The following is a 15962-nucleotide window of genomic DNA, read 5'->3' as shown; positions in this document are numbered from 1 at the left end:
CGCAAGGGCTGACGGCGACCTCCAATGAAATCGCCGTCACCTTGCGTCAGCGGAACTTGCGCATCCCGCGCGGACCCTGACGTCCGGCCCCGGCGCGTTTGCCCAGCCAGTCCTTCCAGTCGGGCCAGTTGCGGCGACGGCCGCCGCCGTCGGCCCATTCCGGTCCCGCCTCGGCGTTGAACACCGAAACATCGACCAGACCGCCCTGCTTGTAGTTCTGCAGCTTCACGCCCTTGCCGCGGCCCATTTCGGGCAGTTCAGCCAGCGGGAAGATCAGCGCCTTGATGTTCTCGCCGATGACGGCGACGTGGTCGCCCTGCGGGTTCGACGGGATGCGCAGCATGGCCAGCATCTCGCCGTTCAGCACCTGCTTGCCGCCGCGCTTCTGGGCCAGAAGATCATTCTCCGGTGCGACAAAGCCGTAACCGGCCTTGGACGCGACCAGAAGCTTCGCATTCGGTTCGTGCGCCACGACATTGATAATCTCGGCCTTTTCGTCGAGATCGATCATCAGACGCAGCGGCTCGCCGTGGCCGCGCCCGGAGGCCAGCTTGTCGGCGCCGATGGTGAAGATACGCCCGTCGGACGCCCCGATCAGCAGCTTGTCCGTGGTGAAGGCCGGGACCAGGAAGCCCAGACTGTCACCTTCCTTGAACTTCAGCTCCGACGGGTCCTCGACCTTGCCCTTGGCGGCGCGGATCCAGCCGCGCTCCGACAGGATGACGGTGATGGCTTCGCGCGGGATGAAGGCTTCGGGCGCGACGAAGGCCGAAGAGTCCACCGCCTCGCCGATGGTCGTGCGACGCGGCGAGATCAGGGCCTTGCGGACCGCCTCCAATTCCTTGGAAATGGCCTTCCACTGCTTGCCTTCCGACGAGGTCAGCGCCTTCAGCGCCGCAAGTTCTGCCGACAGCTCGTTGAATTCCTTCTCGATCGTCATTTCCTCAAGCCGCGCCAGCTGACGCAGGCGGGTGTCGAGGATGAAGTCGGCCTGGACCTCGGTCAGGCCGAAGCGCGCGATCAGGACGGCCTTGGGCTGCTCCTCCTCGCGAACGATGCGGATCACCTCGTCCAGGTTCAGGAAGACGATGCGCAGGCCTTCCAGCAGGTGCAGTCGCTTCTCGACCCGTTCGATCCGCCACTGGCTGCGGCGGTTCAGCACCTCGCGGCGGTGATCGAGGAAGGCGCGCAGGCAGTCCTTCAGGCCCATGACGCGCGGCGTGCCGCTGGCGTCCAGCACGTTCATGTTGATCGGGAAGCGGACCTCCAGATCGGACAGCTTGAACAGGCTCTCCATCAGCATCTCGGGCTCGATGGTGCGGTTCTTGGGCTCGAGGATCAGGCGGATGTCTTCCGCCGACTCGTCGCGCACGTCGCCCAGCAGCGGCGCCTTCTTGTTCTCGATCAGGTCGGCCAGACCCTCGATCAGGCGGCTCTTCTGCACCTGATAGGGCATCTCGGTGACGATGATGCGCCAGACGCCGCGCCCCAGGTCCTCGGTCTCCCAGCGGGCGCGCAGACGCACGCCGCCCCGGCCCGTCTCATAGGCGTCCAGGATGGAGGCATGGCCTTCGACCGAGACCCCGCCGGTCGGGAAGTCCGGCCCCGGCACGATCTCGACCAGTTCCGCCGTCGTCGCCTCGGGCCGCTCCAACAGCAGTTGGCAGGCGTCGATCAGTTCGCCGACGTTGTGCGGCGGGATCGAGGTCGCCATGCCCACGGCGATGCCCGACGAGCCGTTGGCGAGCAGGTTGGGGAAGCCCGCCGGCAGGACCAGCGGCTCTTCGTCCTGATCGTCATAGGTGGGGCGGAAGTCGACCGCGTCCTGATCGATGCCGTCCAGCAACAGGACGGCGGCGGGCGTCAGCTTACACTCGGTGTAACGCATGGCGGCGGCGCTATCGCCGTCGATGTTGCCGAAGTTCCCCTGACCGTCGACCAGCGGATAACGCTGGGCGAAGTCCTGGGCCAGACGGACCAGGGCCTCGTAGATGGAGGCGTCGCCGTGAGGGTGATAGCCGCCCATCACCTCGCCGACGACCTTGGCGCATTTGCGCGCCGCCGCCTGCGGGTTCAGCCGCATCTGGTGCATGGCGTACATGATGCGCCGGTGCACCGGCTTGAAGCCGTCGCGCACGTCAGGCAGGGCCCGGTTGGTGATCGTGGACAGGGCGTAGGCCAGGTAGCGCTTGGACAGCGCATCGCCCATCGGCTCTTCAACGATGCGGCCGCCTTCGGGCGTCGGGGTGTGGATGGTCATGCGACTTCGAATCGGTGATCTGAACGACAAAGTCTAGCGCAGCGCGCGGCTGACGCGGGGACGATCCGCGCCTATCTGTGGAGGGTCGTCGTCGAAAAGGCAGGAACCGCGCATGAAGACCGCCCTCACCGACCGCCTCGGGCTGGACCTGCCCATCGTTCAGGCCCCCATGGCCGGGACCTCGACGCCCGCACTGGCGGCCGCCGTGTCGAACGCCGGGGCGTTGGGCTCCATCTCCATCGCCTCGGTCGATGCGGTCGAGGGACAACGCCAGATTCAGGCGCTGAAGGCCCTGACGACGCAGCCGTTCAACATCAACGTCTTCTGCCATGCCCCAACGCCGCCCGATCCGGCGCGCGACCGCGTCTGGATCGACAGCCTGCGCCCGACCTTCGCTCAGTTCGGCGCCGCGCCGCCCGAGACCCTGAACGAGATCTACCAGAGCTTCCTGACCGACGACGCCAAACTGGCCGTTCTGCTGGAGGAGAAGCCCGCCATCGTCAGCTTCCACTTCGGCCTGCCTCAGGCGGACAAGGTCGCAGCGCTGAAGGCCGCCGGATGCATCCTGCTCGCCAGCGCCACCACGCCGGACGAAGGCCGACAGGCCCAGGCGGCGGGCATCGACATGGTGGTCGCCCAGGGGGTCGAGGCCGGCGGCCATCGCGGCGTCTTCGATCCCGCCGACGACCCGCGCTTCGCGACCCTGCCCCTGACCCGATTGTTGGCCCGCGAACTGGACATCCCGGTCATCGCCGCAGGCGGGATCATGGACGGGTCCGGGATCACGGCCGCCCTGGCGCTGGGCGCAGCGGGGGCGCAACTGGGCACCGCCTTCGTCTCCTGCCCCGAGTCCGCCGCCAACCCCGCCTATCGCGCCGCCTTGGCCGGTCCCCGCGCCGAACGCACCCGCGTCAGCCCCGTCATTTCGGGCCGTCCCGCGCGCGGGATCGAAAACGCCTTCATGCAGCGCGCCGACGAGGCCCTAACCGCCGGCTACCCCTACGCCTACGACCTCGGCAAGGCGCTGAACGCCGCCGCCAGCGCCCGGGACGACGACGGCTACGCCCCGCAATGGGCCGGTCAGGCCGCTCCCCTGTCCCGGGCCCTCCCCGCCGCCGAACTGGTCTCGGCTCTGAAAAGGGAAATGCGCGAGACGATCGCGGGTCTGCCCCGCCCCTGACTTCACCGGAAAGAGCGGGCTGGTTGGCGAGCTAGAGCCGGCCCGCCTCGGCCAGCCGTTCGATCATCCATACCCGCGCGGGCGGCAGGGGCTTGTTCAGGGCGTGAAAAACGAACTGCTCGAGGAAGTGCCCGGTCAGGTCCAGCCCCGCCTTCACGTCGCCATCGCCCAGGCCCGCCTGCGCCCCCAGCATGAAGGGCGGCAGGGCCAGCAGCTTGTCGGCATAGGGCGCGCCCGCCTCTCGGCTGACAGCCCGACCAGTCCGCGGGCTGACATAGATCAGGTCATCCATCGAGCCGGTGGCGGCGCAGCGCGACAGGTCCAGACCAAAGCCCAGATCTTCCAGCAGTCCGGCCTCGAACCGCACAAAGATGGCGGGCCAGACCTCGGGCATGACGAAGGCCCCCATCAGGGCCTCGAAGGCGTAGAAGGCCCCCGGATGCGCCTCTCGCTCGGGCAGCGCCCCTTGCGCCACGGCCGCGGCGGCGTTCAACCCGACCAGGGCCAGAGGATCGTCGAACAGGGCCGCCGGCCCCTCGCCCACCGGCTCCAGCCGCGCCGAGCCCAACTGGTCCGAGGTCCGCGACCGCAGATCGACCACGACCCGCGCGCCCGCCTGCAGAAAGGGCCGCATCTTGCGCGACGCCCCGCCGGCGACATAGGCGGCGCGTCGCCCATGCCGCTCGGTCAACAGCTCGACAACAGCCCCCGTATCCCCATGCGCCCGCGCCGACAGGACGAAGGCGTCGTCCTGAACCTCCATCAGTCGGCCTTGATCACGCCGACGACGGCGCGCGCCTTGTCGTTCGGCACGGTGAAGCTGAGGACATACTGCTCGATCTTCCAGCCGTCGTCGGTCAGCCGCAGCACGCCCGAGCCGCGCGTGGTCCCATAGGCGTCATTGTCCAGCACCTCGTCGAACCAGGCGACGCAGCGGCAGTCCATCGAAGCGATGGTCACCACCCGCGCCGAAGGACGATAGGTCCAGCCCTTGCCCTGCGAGAAATAGGGCATGGCGTAGGCGCGGAACTCCGGCAGGCTCCACCGCTCGGTCGCGTCCGTGCCGATGAAGCGGGCGTCCGGCGTGAAGGTAGCGAAATAGGCTTCGCCGTCCGCCACCGAGGCGGCGGCGTGCATGGCGTCCAGCGTGCGCTCGACGGGGGCGGTCTCCGCGGACGCGGCGGACAGTTGAAGCATCATCAGGGCGGCGGTGATCATGGCTTTGTTCTAGTCCTGTTCCGCCAGCGGGGGAAGCGCCCGCTTCCTTCTCCTCTTGAGGGAGAAGGGAAACGACGCGCGCCTCGCGCGTTCCGCCCTGATCCATGGGAGAACGTCATGAAGATCGTCACCAGCCTCAGCTTCCAGGGCCAGTGCCGCGAGGCGCTGGACTTCTACGCCCGCATCCTGGGCGGCAAGGTCACGGCCGCCTTTCCGTTCGGCGAAGGGCCGCCCGACATGCCGGTCGACCCCAAATACAAGGACTGGCTGATGCACGGCTGGCTGGAGGTCGGGGATCAGGCGATCATGGGGGCCGACCTGCCGCCAGAGTTCGCCCCGAACATCGACAAGCCCAAGAACGGCTTCGACGTCTCCTATCACACCGACGACCTGGCCAAGGCGCGACAGGTCTTCGACGCCCTGTCCGAGGGCGGCAAGGTATCGATGCCCTTCGCCGAGACCTTCTGGTCGCCCGGTTTCGGCAGTCTGACGGATCGGTTCGGCATCCCCTGGATGGTCAACACCAACCCGACCGAGGAATGGAAACCGGGCGGCTGACGCCTTTGTGATCACAGACTGTTACGACCAAAGCCGTATTGGAATCAGGGTGATGCGGCGCCTATGTCCGCCTCGTTCCTTGAGCCCTCCCCGGCTCCAGTCGTCAGGTTTCCGATGTCCCGCGTCCGTAACGCCGCCCTCAAGTCGAAGATCATGTCCGCCCAGGACGCCGCCGCTCTGATCCCGGCCAACTCGACCGTGGGCATGAGCGGCTTCACCGGCTCGGGCTACCCCAAGGTCGTGCCGATGGCCCTGGCCGAGCGGATCGAGGCCCAGCACGCGGCGGGCAACGCCTTCAAGCTGAAGGTCTGGACCGGCGCCTCGACCGGACCGGAACTGGACGGCGCCCTGGCCAAGGCCGACGGCATCGAGTTCCGCCTGCCCTACAACTCAGACCCCATCGCCCGCGAGAAGATCAACAAGGGCGAGATGGAATACCTGGACATGCACCTGTCGCAGGTGGCGCCGGTCGCCTGGCAGGGTTTCCTCGGCCCGCTGGAGACGGCGGTGGTCGAGGTCTCGGGCATCCGTGAGGACGGCGCGCTGATCCCGTCATCCTCCATCGGCAACAACAAGACCTGGCTGGACCGCGCCGATCAGATCATCCTGGAGGTCAACAGCTGGCAGAATGCGGCGCTAGAGGGGATGCACGACATCTACTACGGCACGGCCCTGCCGCCCGCGCGGGTGCCGATCCCGCTGACCAAGCCGACCGACCTGATCGGCGAGACCGTCTTCCGCGTCGATCCGTCGAAGATCGCCGCCATCGTCGAGACCGACAGCCCCGATCGCAACCTGCCCTTCGCCGCACCGGACGCCAGCGCGACCGCCATCGCCGGGCACCTGATCGAGTTCCTGCAGCACGAGGTGAAGCTGGGCCGACTGCCCGCCCATCTTCTGCCGCTGCAATCGGGAGTGGGCAATGTCGCCAACGCCGTGCTCGCCGGCCTGCAGGACAGCCCGTTCGAGAACCTGACCGCCTATACCGAGGTGCTGCAGGACGGGATGCTGGACCTGCTGGACAGCGGCAAGCTGACGGTCGCCTCGGCCACCGCCTTCTCGCTCAGCCCCGAGGCCGCCGCCGACCTGAACAGCCGCATGGAGCAGTTCCGCGGCAAGATCATCCTGCGCCCGCAGGAGATTTCAAACCACCCGGAGATCATCCGTCGCTTGGGCTGCATCGCCATGAACGGCCTGATCGAGGCCGACATCTACGGCAACGTCAACTCGACCCACGTCATGGGTTCGCGCATCCAGAACGGCATCGGCGGCTCGGGCGACTTTGCGCGCAACGCCTATATTTCCTGCTTCGTCACGCCGTCGACGGCCAAGGGCGGCAAGATCTCGGCCATCGTCCCCATGGCCAGCCACGTCGACCACATCACCCAGGACGTGCAGGTCATCGTCACGGAACAGGGCCTGGCCGATCTGCGCGGCCTGTCGCCGAAGCAGCGCGCCCAGGTCATCATCGCCAACTGCGCCCACCCCGATTATCGCGACGCGCTGAAGGACTACTACGACCGCGCGCTGAAGGGCTCCTACGGCCTGCAGTCCCCGCACCTGCTGACTGAGGCCCTGTCCTGGCACCAGCGTTTCATCGAGACGGGATCGATGAAGGCGTAGCCTGATCTTTCCTCCCCACTTTGTGGGGAGGGGGACCGCGTAGCGGTGGAGGGGCTCGGTCGCGCCTGGCGCATGACCGCCCCTCCGTCACAACGGCTTCGCCGTCGCGCCACCTCCCCATTGCATGGGGAGGAAATCAGACAGCCTAGCGGTTCAGCCCGGTCGGGAATGGCCGGCCGAGAGCCTCAGCCATGGCCTGCTGGCTCAGCATGAAGACCAGGTCGCGCTGATGGTAGTTGTTCGACAGGACCACCACCGTCACGTCAGCCTCGGGCTGATAGAGAACCAGGTTGCGGAACCCGGCCCAGCTGCCCGTGTGATAGATCTGCTTGTCGTCAAAGGCAGGCGTCACCTGTTCGCCCAGGCTGTTGACGTAGATGCCGTAGCCATAGGCCCGGTGCGCGCGGCCCCGCTCCTTCGGCGTATCCGCCGGGGCATGATCGGCGATCATCTGCGCGTAGGCGGTGTCGCTGAGGACATGACCCTTATGCAGGGCCTGGTTCCAGACCAGCATGTCGTCCAGCGTCGAGTACAGGGCGCCGGCGCCATAGACGACGCTGACGTTGGCGATCGGCTGGGCCGCCAGTCCGCCGGGGAAGTTGGCGTAGCCCATGGCCAGCCCCTGCGCGTCGGCGTGAGCGTCCGACCCGGTGTCCTTCAGGCCCAGGGGCTTCAGGATGGCGTCATTCAGATAGGTCTCGAACGGCTTGCCGCTGGCCTTGCTGACGATCTCCGCGGCCAGATTATAGGCGGCGTTGTCGTAGCGGATCTTGGTGCCCGGCTCGAACTGCAGGCCATAGCGGGCCGAGGTCTCGGTCAGTTCCTGCGGCGTACGCGGGGTGACGCGGATGCGGCCCCACTCGGCTTGGGCCATCAGGTCGGGGATGCCCGAGGTGTGCGACAGCAGGTGGTGAATGCGCAGCGGCTTCCACGCGTCCGGGCAGGCCTCGATCCATTGGCAGACCGGGTCGTTGACCGTGAGTTTGCCCTCGTCCTGCAGCTTCAGGATGGCGGCGGCGGTGAACTGCTTGGACACCGAGGCTAGGCGGAAGCGGGTGTCCAACTGCAGCGGCTGATCGTTCTCGTAGTTCGCCTTGCCGTAGACCTGCCGGAACAGGACCTGATCGCCCTTGGCCACCAGAATGGCGCCCATGAACTGCTTGTGCTCGCCCAGATAGTCCAGCCGCGCCTTCAGCTGCGGCAGGGCCTCGACCACCTCGACTGGCGGCCGTTCCGGCAGCCTGGGCTTGGCGACCGCCGCCTGGGTTTCAGGCGCAATGGCGTGGACGATCCACGCGCCGGCGCCGGCGGAGGCAAGGGCGACTGCGACCAGGGATCCGAGGAACCAGGGCCGCCCGCCTGCGGACTTGGGGACTACAAACACGATACTGAACTACGATCCTAGACGTCGAACTCCAGCCCGAATTGGGCGTAAAGGGCGCGGCTGTCCTGCCACTTCGGGTCGACCTTGACGGTCAGGAACAGGTGAACGGGACGGTCGAGCAGCTCGATCAGCTCCTCGCGCGATTTCTGGCCGATCCACTTCAGGGTCTGGCCGCCCTTGCCCAGAACGATGGGGCGCTGGCTCTCGCGCTCGACATAGATGGTCTGCTCGATGCGCACCGAACCGTCGGGCTTCTCGTCAAAGGCCGTGGTCTCGACCGCCGCCGAATAGGGCAGTTCCTCGTGGACACGCAGATAGACCTTCTCACGCGTGATCTCGGCGGCCAGGACGCGCACCGGCACGTCGGCCGATTGATCTTCGGGATAGAGCCACGGACCGGCGGGCATGGAACGCGCCAGACGCTGCTTCAGGTCGTCAACGCCGTCGCCGCTCAAGGCCGAGATCATATAGACCTCTTCATAGACGCCGGTTTCGAACAGGCGGTGCGACAGGGCCAGCAGGGTGTCGCGGCGCATGCCGTCGATCTTGTTCAGCACCAGGATGACCTTGGTCCCCGTCGCCTTCAGGTTGGCGATGATGGTCTCGGTGTCCTCGGCGGACTTGCGGTCGGCGGCGGAGCCGTCACGGCCTTCAGAGGCGATGTGCGACGGGGCGTCGATCAGGTGGACCACCACGTCGGCGTCCTCGGCGCCGCCCCAGGCCGAGGCGACCATGGCGCGGTCCAGACGACGGCGCGGGGTGAAGATGCCCGGCGTGTCCACCAGAACGATCTGGGCGTCGCCCTCGATGGCGATGCCGCGCACAGGGAAGCGCGTGGTCTGGACCTTTTGGGTCACGATCGAGACCTTGGATCCCGTCAGCCGGTTCACCAGCGTCGACTTGCCGGCGTTGGGCGCGCCGATGATGGCGGCGAAGCCCGCGCGCTGATTGGGGTTGAGGGTCTCGGTCAAATTACGCCTTCTCGTTTCAACAGCGCCGTGGCGGCGGCTTTCTCCGCCTCCTGACGCGAACGTCCTGTTTGTTTCACGGGATCGAAACCGACCACCGTCGCCTCGACCACGAAGGTCGGAGCATGATCTGATCCGGTGCGCTCCACCACCCGATAGGTCGGCAGCGGACGCCCTTGAGCCTGCGCCCACTCCTGCAGAGCGGACTTGGGATTGGTCACGGCGGGCGCCGGGGGCGACGCGAACTCCTCGGCCCAGGCGATATCGAACATGGCCTTGGCCGCCGTCAGGCCGCCGTCGCGATAGACAGCCGCCAGGATAGCCTCGACAGCATCGGCGATGACTCCGGCCTTTCTGCGGCCGCCCGTCTTGGTCTCGCCCGCCGACAGACGCAGGGCCGCGCCAACGCCCAGCCGTTCGCCGACACGAGCGCAGGCGCTCTTGTCCACCAGGGCGTGCAGGCGGGCCGACAACTGGCCTTCGTCCGCCGACGGGAACTCACGCGTCAGGCGGTCCGCCACCAGCAGGCCCAGGACCCGGTCGCCCAGGAACTCCAGCCGCTCATTGTCGGCGGGACGGCGGCCGTCGGCCTGCCCCCCGCCCTCGCCCACGCTGGCGTGGGTCAGCGCCCGTTCCAGCAGGGACGGGTCGCTGAACTCATGGCCCAGCCGACGCCGGAGCGCGGCGACGGCCTCGGCCCGAACGTTCGCCATCAGTCCAGGATCTTGAAGAACCGGCTGGGACGCAGGTTGGCGAACCAGCTGACCGGGTTGAACAGCGACGCGCCCGGCGACCAGGAGAACATGATGATCTCGGCCTTGCCGACCAGGTTCTCGGCCGGGACCATGCCCACGCCGGCCGACATCTCGACGCGGCTGTCGATCGAGTTGTCGCGGTTGTCGCCCATCATGAAGAAGTGACCGGCCGGAACCTCGTAGACCGGGGTATCGTCCAGATCGCCGCCGGGCCCGAAGTCCTGGGTCATGAAGCTCTTGCCGTTCGGCAGGGTTTCGCGAACTTGGGTCACCGGACGCGGGCCGAACATGTCGGCCATCTCGGCGCGGCTGACGACGACGTCCTTCACCGGGGCGCCGTTGATGTAGAGCTTGTTGGCGATCATCTGCACCTTGTCGCCCGGCAGGCCGATCACGCGCTTGATGTAGTCGGTCTTGTTGTCGCGCGGCAGCTTGAACACAACGATGTCGCCCCGCGTGGGGTCCTTGCCCATGATCCGGCCGTCGAACAGCGGCGGGCTCCACGGGATCGAGTGCTTCGAATAACCGTACGACCACTTCGACACGACGATGTAGTCGCCCTCATAGAGGTTAGGCTCCATCGAGGCCGACGGGATGGTGAAGGGCTGGAACAGCAGCACCCGCAGCACGAAGGCGATCAGCAGGGCGAAGACGATGGTCTTGATGATCTCGACCGTCTCGTTGCTCGCGGACTTCTCTTTTTTCACACGTTTGGCTTTCTTGGGACGCGGCGTGGCGTAGATCGGCTTGTCGCTGTCGAGGGCTTCGGGATCGTCCCCCATGTCGAAGGGGGCGTCGCCGTCGTCGCTCCAGATCGGTCGTTGCTCGGTCGGATCGATGGCAGGATTGCCGGCGCCGCCGTACGCCTTGGGGTCGTCGCTCATGGTCTGCTCGAATCCCCCGCAGAACGCGGGGTTGGAAACCTGAGGCGTAATGGCTGATTACGCCACGGGCAAGGCTTCGATGACCACGAAAGCGAGAGCATACGGGTGTTCGTCGCTGAGGGTCAGGTGGATGCGCGGCTCATGCCCTGGCGGAGTCAGGCGCGCCAGATGCTCGGCGGCGTGGCCGGTCAGGGCCAGGGTCGGCTGGCCCGACTTCAGATTCACCACCCCCATGTCGCGCCAATAGACATCGGCGCGCATCCCGGTGCCCAGGGCCTTGGCGCAGGCCTCCTTGGCCGCGAACCGCTTGGCGTAGCTCCAGGCCGGGTCAGGCTTGCGGTCCGAACGGGTGCGTTCCAGCTCAGTGAAGCAGCGTTCCTTGAAACGGTCGCCGAACCGATCCAGCGACTTCTGGATACGACGAATATCCGACAGGTCAGCGCCGACGCCGATGATCACCGGCCTGCTCCCGACACCGCCTCGTCCATCGCCGTCCGCATCCGGCGAATGGCGGCGTCCAGACCGACGAAGACCGCCTCTCCGATCAGGAAGTGTCCGATGTTCAGCTCCCTGATCTCGGGGATGCCTAGAACCACGCTGGCGGTGGCGTAGTCGAGGCCATGGCCGGCATGGACCTCCAGCCCCAGGATGTCGGCCTGGGCGGCGGCGGCGGCCAGTCGGTCCAGCTCGAAAGCGCGCTCGGCGGGATCGGTCAGATGGCAATAACGGCCGGTGTGGAACTCGACCACCTGTGCGCCCACGGCGGCGGCGGCCTCGACCTGGGCCTCGGACGGCTCGATGAACAGGCTGACGCGGATGCCCGCCTCCGACAGCGCCTTCACCACGGGGGCGATGCGCGCCTCATGATCGGCGACGGCCAGACCGCCCTCGGTCGTGACCTCTTCGCGCCGCTCCGGCACCAGACAGGCGGCGTGCGGACGGTGACGCAGGGCGATGGCCAGCATCTCGTCGGTCACCGCCATCTCGAAGTTCAGCGGCTTGCCTGCGCGACGACACAGGGCCGTCAGCACGTCGATGTCGGCGTCGGTGATGTGGCGGCGGTCCTCGCGCAGGTGGGCGGTGATGCCATCCGCCCCGGCGGCCAGCGCCGCCTCGGCCGCACGGGCCGGATCGGGATGAGCGCCGCCGCGCGCGTTACGAACCGTGGCGACGTGGTCGATATTGACGCCCAGACGAACCCGCTCGCGCTTCATCCCACCTCTCCAGCTTTCACCGCTTTGCGGCGGACCAAATCCGCCAGGAAACCCGTCAGGACTGCAAGGATCACCAATACCGACAGCTCGTCACTGGTGAACACGCCCCGCCGCCACTTTTCGACGAGCACCAGGGCCGCCGCACCCAAAAACATGTAGCGCAAGGCGGAAAGTCCACGCGCAACCCGCTCATTGAAAAAGAAGCGGAAAACCATGTTGTTTCGGTTGCTGGCAGGGCCCATGCGATCTCCTAGCCCTTGGACAACCGGCGGCTGCCCGGGTCCTCGACCGGCAGGGCGGCCAGTTCTGGCGGCAGGGCGTCGGCCGGATAGGCCGGGACGTCCAGCGTCGCCAGGGCGATCAGCGGCACGCCCACGTCGGCGCGACCGCCCGAGCGGTCAACGATGCAGGCGGCGGCGACGACTTCGCCCCCGGCCTTCTGGATGGCGGCGATGCATTCGCGCGACGACAGACCGGTGGTGACGATGTCCTCGACCATGACGACCTTCTCGCCTGGCTCGACGGTGAAGCCGCGACGCAGCTTGAACTCGCCGCCTTCGCGCTCGACGTAAAGCGAGCGCACGTTCAGGTGCTTGGCCGTCTCATAGCCGGGGATGATGCCGCCGACGGCGGGCGAGATCGCCACATCGACCGGGCCGACCGTGGCGACGATCTTGTCGGCCAGAGCCTTGCACAGGCGCTCGCAACGACGACCGTCCATGAAGACCAGGTTCTTCTGCAGGAAGACCGGGCTGTGCAGGCCGGACGACAGGACGAAATGGCCTTCGCGCAGGGCGCCGGCGTCGCGGAATTCGTTGAGGACGTCTTCAGTGTTCATGAGAGCGTCCCTTAGACCCTGCATCCGCGACCCTCAAGCCGAGCGATCTACTTGATGTCGCAGTTCGGCTTCAGCCCGCCTTCCAGCAGCTTTGTCCACACCGTCTCGGCGTCGTCGGCGAAGGCGAACAGTTCCATGTCCGAGGCCTTGACCATGCCATGCTCGATCAGGGTGTCGAAGTTGATGACCGAGCGCCAATAGGCCTCGTCGAACAGGACGATGGGAATCGGCGGCGCCTTGTCGGTCTGACGCAGGGTCAGGATCTCGAACAGCTCGTCCAGGGTGCCGAATCCGCCGGGGAAGACCACCAGACCATTGGCCCGCATGGCCAGATGCATCTTGCGCATGGCGAAGTAGTGGAACTGGAAGGTCAGCTCCGGCGTCGACCACGGGTTCGGAACCTGTTCGTGCGGCAGGGTGACGTTGAACCCGATCGAAGGCGCCCCCGCTTCGTGCGCGCCCTGGTTGGCGGCCTGCATGATGCCCGGTCCGCCGCCGGTGGCGATGACGTTGTCGCGCACCTCGCCGGGCGAACCGCGGAAGGCCCCGCCCCGTTCCGAGGCGATGCGGCCGAACAGGCGCGCCTGCTCGTACCAGTAGGCGTGCCGTCCACCGCCGTTGGCGCCGACGCGGGCGCTGCCGAACACCACGATGGTCGAGCGCACGCCCCAGGCCTTCAGCGCTTCCTCGGCCTTTTCGTACTCCATCAGGAAACGCACGCCGCGCATCGACTCGCCCAGCAAGAAGTCCTGATCCAGAGCCGCCAGACGATAGGAGGGCGACGCCAGTTGAGCGGCGTTGGCGAGAGCTTGTTGTTCGGGAGACATTTCGGCCTTCAGAGTCAGTCGCGCGGGCGATCAGCCGCGCGCGCGGTCCACGGTGTCGACGGACGGATTGGCGCGCAGCGCCGCGATGATCATGGTGGCGTGACGGGCGTCCTCGACCTCGACGTCGATGTCGACGTCGAAAAAGTCTTGCTGACGATGGGCCATCGACAGGTTCAGGATATTGCCGCCCGCCTCGCCGATGATGGTCGCCACCTGGCCCAGCACGCCCGGCGCATTGCGGATCGTGGCGCGCAAACGAGCCGAGGCCACGGCGTCCTGCTCGGCCTGCGGCGTCCATTGCAGGTCCTGCCAGACGCTGTCGTCGTCGGCGAAGTCGGCCAAGGTCTGACAGTCGATGGTGTGGACCGTCAGACCCTTGTCCGGCTCCAGGATACCGACGATGCGGTCGCCCGGCACCGGCGAGCAACAGGCGCCGAAGTGGATGCTGACGCCCGGCGTCAGGCCGCTGCCGCGCACGAACAGGCGCGCCTGGTCATTGCCGATCCGCTTGCGCTCGGGTCCGGCCTTCAATTGCCCCTTCAGCGCCGGGAACATGGTCTCGGCGATCCTGGTCGCGGCCAGACGGCCTCGGCCGATGGCGTCGAACATGTCCTCTTCGGAGGCTATGGCGTGGGTTTCCAGCACCGGCTTCAGCGAGACGTCAGCCAGCGACTTGCCGGCCCGCTCCAGCGTCTGCTCCAGAGTCGCCTTGCCCAGACGCACGAACTCGTCGCGTTCCGACGTGCGAATGTGACGCCGGATGGCCGAGCGCGCCCGGCCCGTGACCGTCAGGCTGCGCCAGTCGGTCGGCACCTCGCGCTTGGTGCCGCGAATGATCTCGACCACGTCGCCGTTCTGCAGCGCCGTGCGCATCGGCTTCAGTTCGCCATTGATCTTGACGCCCACGGCCGTGTCGCCGACCTCGGTGTGGACGGCGTAGGCGAAGTCCAGCGCCATGCCGCCGCGCGGCAGGGTGATCAGCGCGCCCTTGGGCGTGAAGACGAAGACCTGATCCAGATACATCTCGAGCTTGGCGTGCTCGACCCAGTCCTCGCCGCCCTCGCCGTGCTCGATGACCTGCACCAGATGGCGCAGGTTCAGCAGCGGGTCGCGCCCGCCGTCCGCCTCCATCGCCTCGCGGTCAAAGCCGTAGGAGTGGTTCTTGTAGGCCCAGTGCGCCGCAACCCCGTCCTCGGCCACCCGATCCATGATCTCTGTGCGGATCTGCATCTCGATGCGCAGGCCGCCCGGCCCGACCACCGTGGTGTGCAGCGAGCGATAGTTGTTCGACTTGGGCGTCGAGATGAAGTCCTTGAACCGCTCCGGCACCATGGGCCAGGCGCGGTGGATGACGCCGAGGGCGCGGTAACAGTCGTCCTCGGCCTCGACGATGACCCTGAAGCCATAGATGTCCGACAGGGAGGAGAAGCCGACGGATTTCCTCTGCAGCTTGCGCCAGATCGAATAGGGCGTCTTTTCCCGGCCCTTCACATGGGCAGGGATGCCCGCCTCGCTGAGAACCGTCTCGATTTCACGCGACACGCCCTCGATGGCTCGGCCGTGTTCCAGCTTCAGCGCTTCCAGACGGCGCTGGATGGCGACGCGCGCGGTGGCGTTCAGATGCTCGAACGCCAGCTCCTCCAGTTCAGAGGCGATGGAGTGGATGCCGATGGATCGGCCCAGGGGCGCATAGACTTCCAGGGTCTCGCGGCTGATGCGCTCGCGCTTCTCCGGCTTGACGAAGTGCAGGGTGCGCATGTTGTGCAGGCGGTCGGCCAGCTTGACCAGCAGCACCCGCACATCCTTGGAAATGGCCAGGATGAACTTGCGCAGGTTCTCGGCCTGACGTGTGTGCTCGGCCTGCAGCTCAAGCCGCGACAGCTTGGTCACGCCCTCGACCAGGACGGCGATCTCCTCGCCGAACATGGCGGCGATGTCGTCGCGGGTCGCCGAAGTGTCCTCGACCACGTCGTGCAGCAAGGCCGTGACGATGGTCGCCGTGTCCAGCTTGTAATCGGTCAGGATGCCCGCGACCTGGATCGGATGGGCGAAATAGGGATCGCCCGAGGCCCGCAACTGCGAGCCGTGCATCTTCATCGCATAGACGTAGGCGCGGTTCAGCAGGGCCTCGTCGGCCGTGGGGTCATAGGCCTTGACCGCTTCGATCAATTCGAACTGGCGCATGATCGGCGCGCGCTTGGCTTCAGGCACTTGAGACTCGGACGGAGAGAGGACTTCAGACGACAACGGCGT

The 15962-nt window shown here is 66.9% G+C and carries 16 protein-coding genes; 3 read left to right on the top strand and 13 right to left on the bottom strand.

What is annotated here, in order from left to right:
* Positions 1-46 precede the first annotated feature (46 nt).
* A complete protein-coding gene (gene parC / locus ACZ5XO_RS07020) occupies positions 47-2260 on the bottom strand; it encodes a DNA topoisomerase IV subunit A (RefSeq protein ID WP_464164549.1) in 2214 nt (737 codons plus the stop codon).
* 112 nt (positions 2261-2372) lie between these two features.
* On the opposite strand from parC, the gene ACZ5XO_RS07015 reads away from it, so the two are divergent.
* Positions 2373-3440 carry an NAD(P)H-dependent flavin oxidoreductase gene (locus ACZ5XO_RS07015; RefSeq protein WP_464164548.1) on the top strand — a complete coding sequence of 356 codons (1068 nt, stop codon included), beginning with the start codon at positions 2373-2375 and terminating at the stop codon, positions 3438-3440.
* Positions 3441-3471: 31 nt separating this feature from the next.
* Here the strand turns inward: ACZ5XO_RS07015 and recO are convergent, their stop codons facing one another.
* Together recO and ACZ5XO_RS07005 are read right to left on the bottom strand one after the other, a co-directional pair.
* Positions 3472-4203, bottom strand: coding sequence for a DNA repair protein RecO (gene recO / locus ACZ5XO_RS07010; protein WP_464164547.1), 732 nt, complete (start codon positions 4201-4203; stop codon positions 3472-3474).
* Positions 4203-4658, bottom strand: a complete 456-nt coding sequence (locus ACZ5XO_RS07005) for a nuclear transport factor 2 family protein (protein WP_464164546.1) — start codon at positions 4656-4658, stop codon at positions 4203-4205. The genes recO and ACZ5XO_RS07005 overlap by 1 nt, the downstream gene beginning before the upstream one ends.
* A gap of 117 nt (positions 4659-4775) precedes the next feature.
* Here ACZ5XO_RS07005 and ACZ5XO_RS07000 point away from each other — a divergent pair, with 117 nt between their 5' ends.
* Positions 4776-5216: a VOC family protein gene (locus ACZ5XO_RS07000; protein ID WP_464164545.1), complete on the top strand. Its 441-nt coding sequence runs from the start codon at positions 4776-4778 to the stop codon at positions 5214-5216.
* Positions 5217-5330: 114 nt separating this feature from the next.
* Entirely contained in the window at positions 5331-6839 is a 1509-nt protein-coding gene (locus ACZ5XO_RS06995; protein WP_464164544.1) for an acetyl-CoA hydrolase/transferase family protein, read from the top strand.
* A gap of 145 nt (positions 6840-6984) precedes the next feature.
* Here the strand turns inward: ACZ5XO_RS06995 and ACZ5XO_RS06990 are convergent, their stop codons facing one another.
* From ACZ5XO_RS06990 to ACZ5XO_RS06945, 10 genes are read right to left on the bottom strand one after another with little or no spacing between them, the layout of a single operon-like run.
* Positions 6985-8223 carry a serine hydrolase domain-containing protein gene (locus ACZ5XO_RS06990; protein WP_464164543.1) on the bottom strand — a complete coding sequence of 413 codons (1239 nt, stop codon included), beginning with the start codon at positions 8221-8223 and terminating at the stop codon, positions 6985-6987.
* Between the two features lie 17 nt (positions 8224-8240).
* Complete coding sequence (gene era, locus ACZ5XO_RS06985; RefSeq protein WP_464164542.1) at positions 8241-9194, bottom strand: GTPase Era; 954 nt, start codon at positions 9192-9194, stop codon at positions 8241-8243.
* Positions 9191-9904 (bottom strand): ribonuclease III, encoded by a 714-nt coding sequence (gene rnc, locus ACZ5XO_RS06980; protein WP_464164541.1) that lies wholly within the window; start codon positions 9902-9904, stop codon positions 9191-9193. Before rnc ends, era begins: the two co-directional genes overlap by 4 nt.
* Positions 9904-10830 (bottom strand): signal peptidase I, encoded by a 927-nt coding sequence (gene lepB, locus ACZ5XO_RS06975; protein WP_464164540.1) that lies wholly within the window; start codon positions 10828-10830, stop codon positions 9904-9906. The genes rnc and lepB overlap by 1 nt, the downstream gene beginning before the upstream one ends.
* A gap of 57 nt (positions 10831-10887) precedes the next feature.
* Positions 10888-11289, bottom strand: a complete 402-nt coding sequence (gene acpS / locus ACZ5XO_RS06970) for a holo-ACP synthase (RefSeq protein ID WP_296177501.1) — start codon at positions 11287-11289, stop codon at positions 10888-10890.
* Complete coding sequence (locus ACZ5XO_RS06965; protein ID WP_464164539.1) at positions 11286-12044, bottom strand: pyridoxine 5'-phosphate synthase; 759 nt, start codon at positions 12042-12044, stop codon at positions 11286-11288. Before ACZ5XO_RS06965 ends, acpS begins: the two co-directional genes overlap by 4 nt.
* Positions 12041-12286 (bottom strand): hypothetical protein, encoded by a 246-nt coding sequence (locus tag ACZ5XO_RS06960; RefSeq protein ID WP_464164538.1) that lies wholly within the window; start codon positions 12284-12286, stop codon positions 12041-12043. Before ACZ5XO_RS06960 ends, ACZ5XO_RS06965 begins: the two co-directional genes overlap by 4 nt.
* An 8-nt stretch (positions 12287-12294) precedes the next feature.
* Complete coding sequence (gene pyrE, locus ACZ5XO_RS06955) at positions 12295-12882, bottom strand: orotate phosphoribosyltransferase (protein WP_464164537.1); 588 nt, start codon at positions 12880-12882, stop codon at positions 12295-12297.
* Positions 12883-12929: 47 nt separating this feature from the next.
* A complete protein-coding gene (locus ACZ5XO_RS06950) occupies positions 12930-13709 on the bottom strand; it encodes an LOG family protein (protein ID WP_464164536.1) in 780 nt (259 codons plus the stop codon).
* Positions 13710-13739: 30 nt separating this feature from the next.
* Positions 13740-15893 (bottom strand): RelA/SpoT family protein, encoded by a 2154-nt coding sequence (locus ACZ5XO_RS06945; RefSeq protein ID WP_464164875.1) that lies wholly within the window; start codon positions 15891-15893, stop codon positions 13740-13742.
* Between the last annotated feature and the right edge of the window lie 69 nt (positions 15894-15962).

The sequence above is a fragment of the Brevundimonas sp. T2-11 genome (assembly GCF_055397675.1).
Note: the sequence above shows the minus strand (reverse complement) of the source record. Positions and strands in the feature narration are given on the sequence as shown.

Excerpts from the sequence above, each read along its gene's own strand:
- parC (WP_464164549.1), bottom strand. The coding sequence starts at position 2,260 with ATGACCATCCACACCCCGACGCCCGAAGGCGGCCGCATCGTTGAAGAG.
- ACZ5XO_RS07015 (WP_464164548.1), top strand. The coding sequence starts at position 2,373 with ATGAAGACCGCCCTCACCGACCGCCTCGGGCTGGACCTGCCCATCGTT.
- recO (WP_464164547.1), bottom strand. The coding sequence starts at position 4,203 with ATGGAGGTTCAGGACGACGCCTTCGTCCTGTCGGCGCGGGCGCATGGG.
- ACZ5XO_RS07005 (WP_464164546.1), bottom strand. The coding sequence starts at position 4,658 with ATGATCACCGCCGCCCTGATGATGCTTCAACTGTCCGCCGCGTCCGCG.
- ACZ5XO_RS07000 (WP_464164545.1), top strand. The coding sequence starts at position 4,776 with ATGAAGATCGTCACCAGCCTCAGCTTCCAGGGCCAGTGCCGCGAGGCG.
- ACZ5XO_RS06995 (WP_464164544.1), top strand. The coding sequence starts at position 5,331 with ATGTCCCGCGTCCGTAACGCCGCCCTCAAGTCGAAGATCATGTCCGCC.
- rnc (WP_464164541.1), bottom strand. The coding sequence starts at position 9,904 with ATGGCGAACGTTCGGGCCGAGGCCGTCGCCGCGCTCCGGCGTCGGCTG.
- lepB (WP_464164540.1), bottom strand. The coding sequence starts at position 10,830 with ATGAGCGACGACCCCAAGGCGTACGGCGGCGCCGGCAATCCTGCCATC.
- ACZ5XO_RS06965 (WP_464164539.1), bottom strand. The coding sequence starts at position 12,044 with ATGAAGCGCGAGCGGGTTCGTCTGGGCGTCAATATCGACCACGTCGCC.
- ACZ5XO_RS06960 (WP_464164538.1), bottom strand. The coding sequence starts at position 12,286 with ATGGGCCCTGCCAGCAACCGAAACAACATGGTTTTCCGCTTCTTTTTC.
- pyrE (WP_464164537.1), bottom strand. The coding sequence starts at position 12,882 with ATGAACACTGAAGACGTCCTCAACGAATTCCGCGACGCCGGCGCCCTG.
- ACZ5XO_RS06950 (WP_464164536.1), bottom strand. The coding sequence starts at position 13,709 with ATGTCTCCCGAACAACAAGCTCTCGCCAACGCCGCTCAACTGGCGTCG.
- ACZ5XO_RS06945 (WP_464164875.1), bottom strand. The coding sequence starts at position 15,893 with ATGCGCCAGTTCGAATTGATCGAAGCGGTCAAGGCCTATGACCCCACG.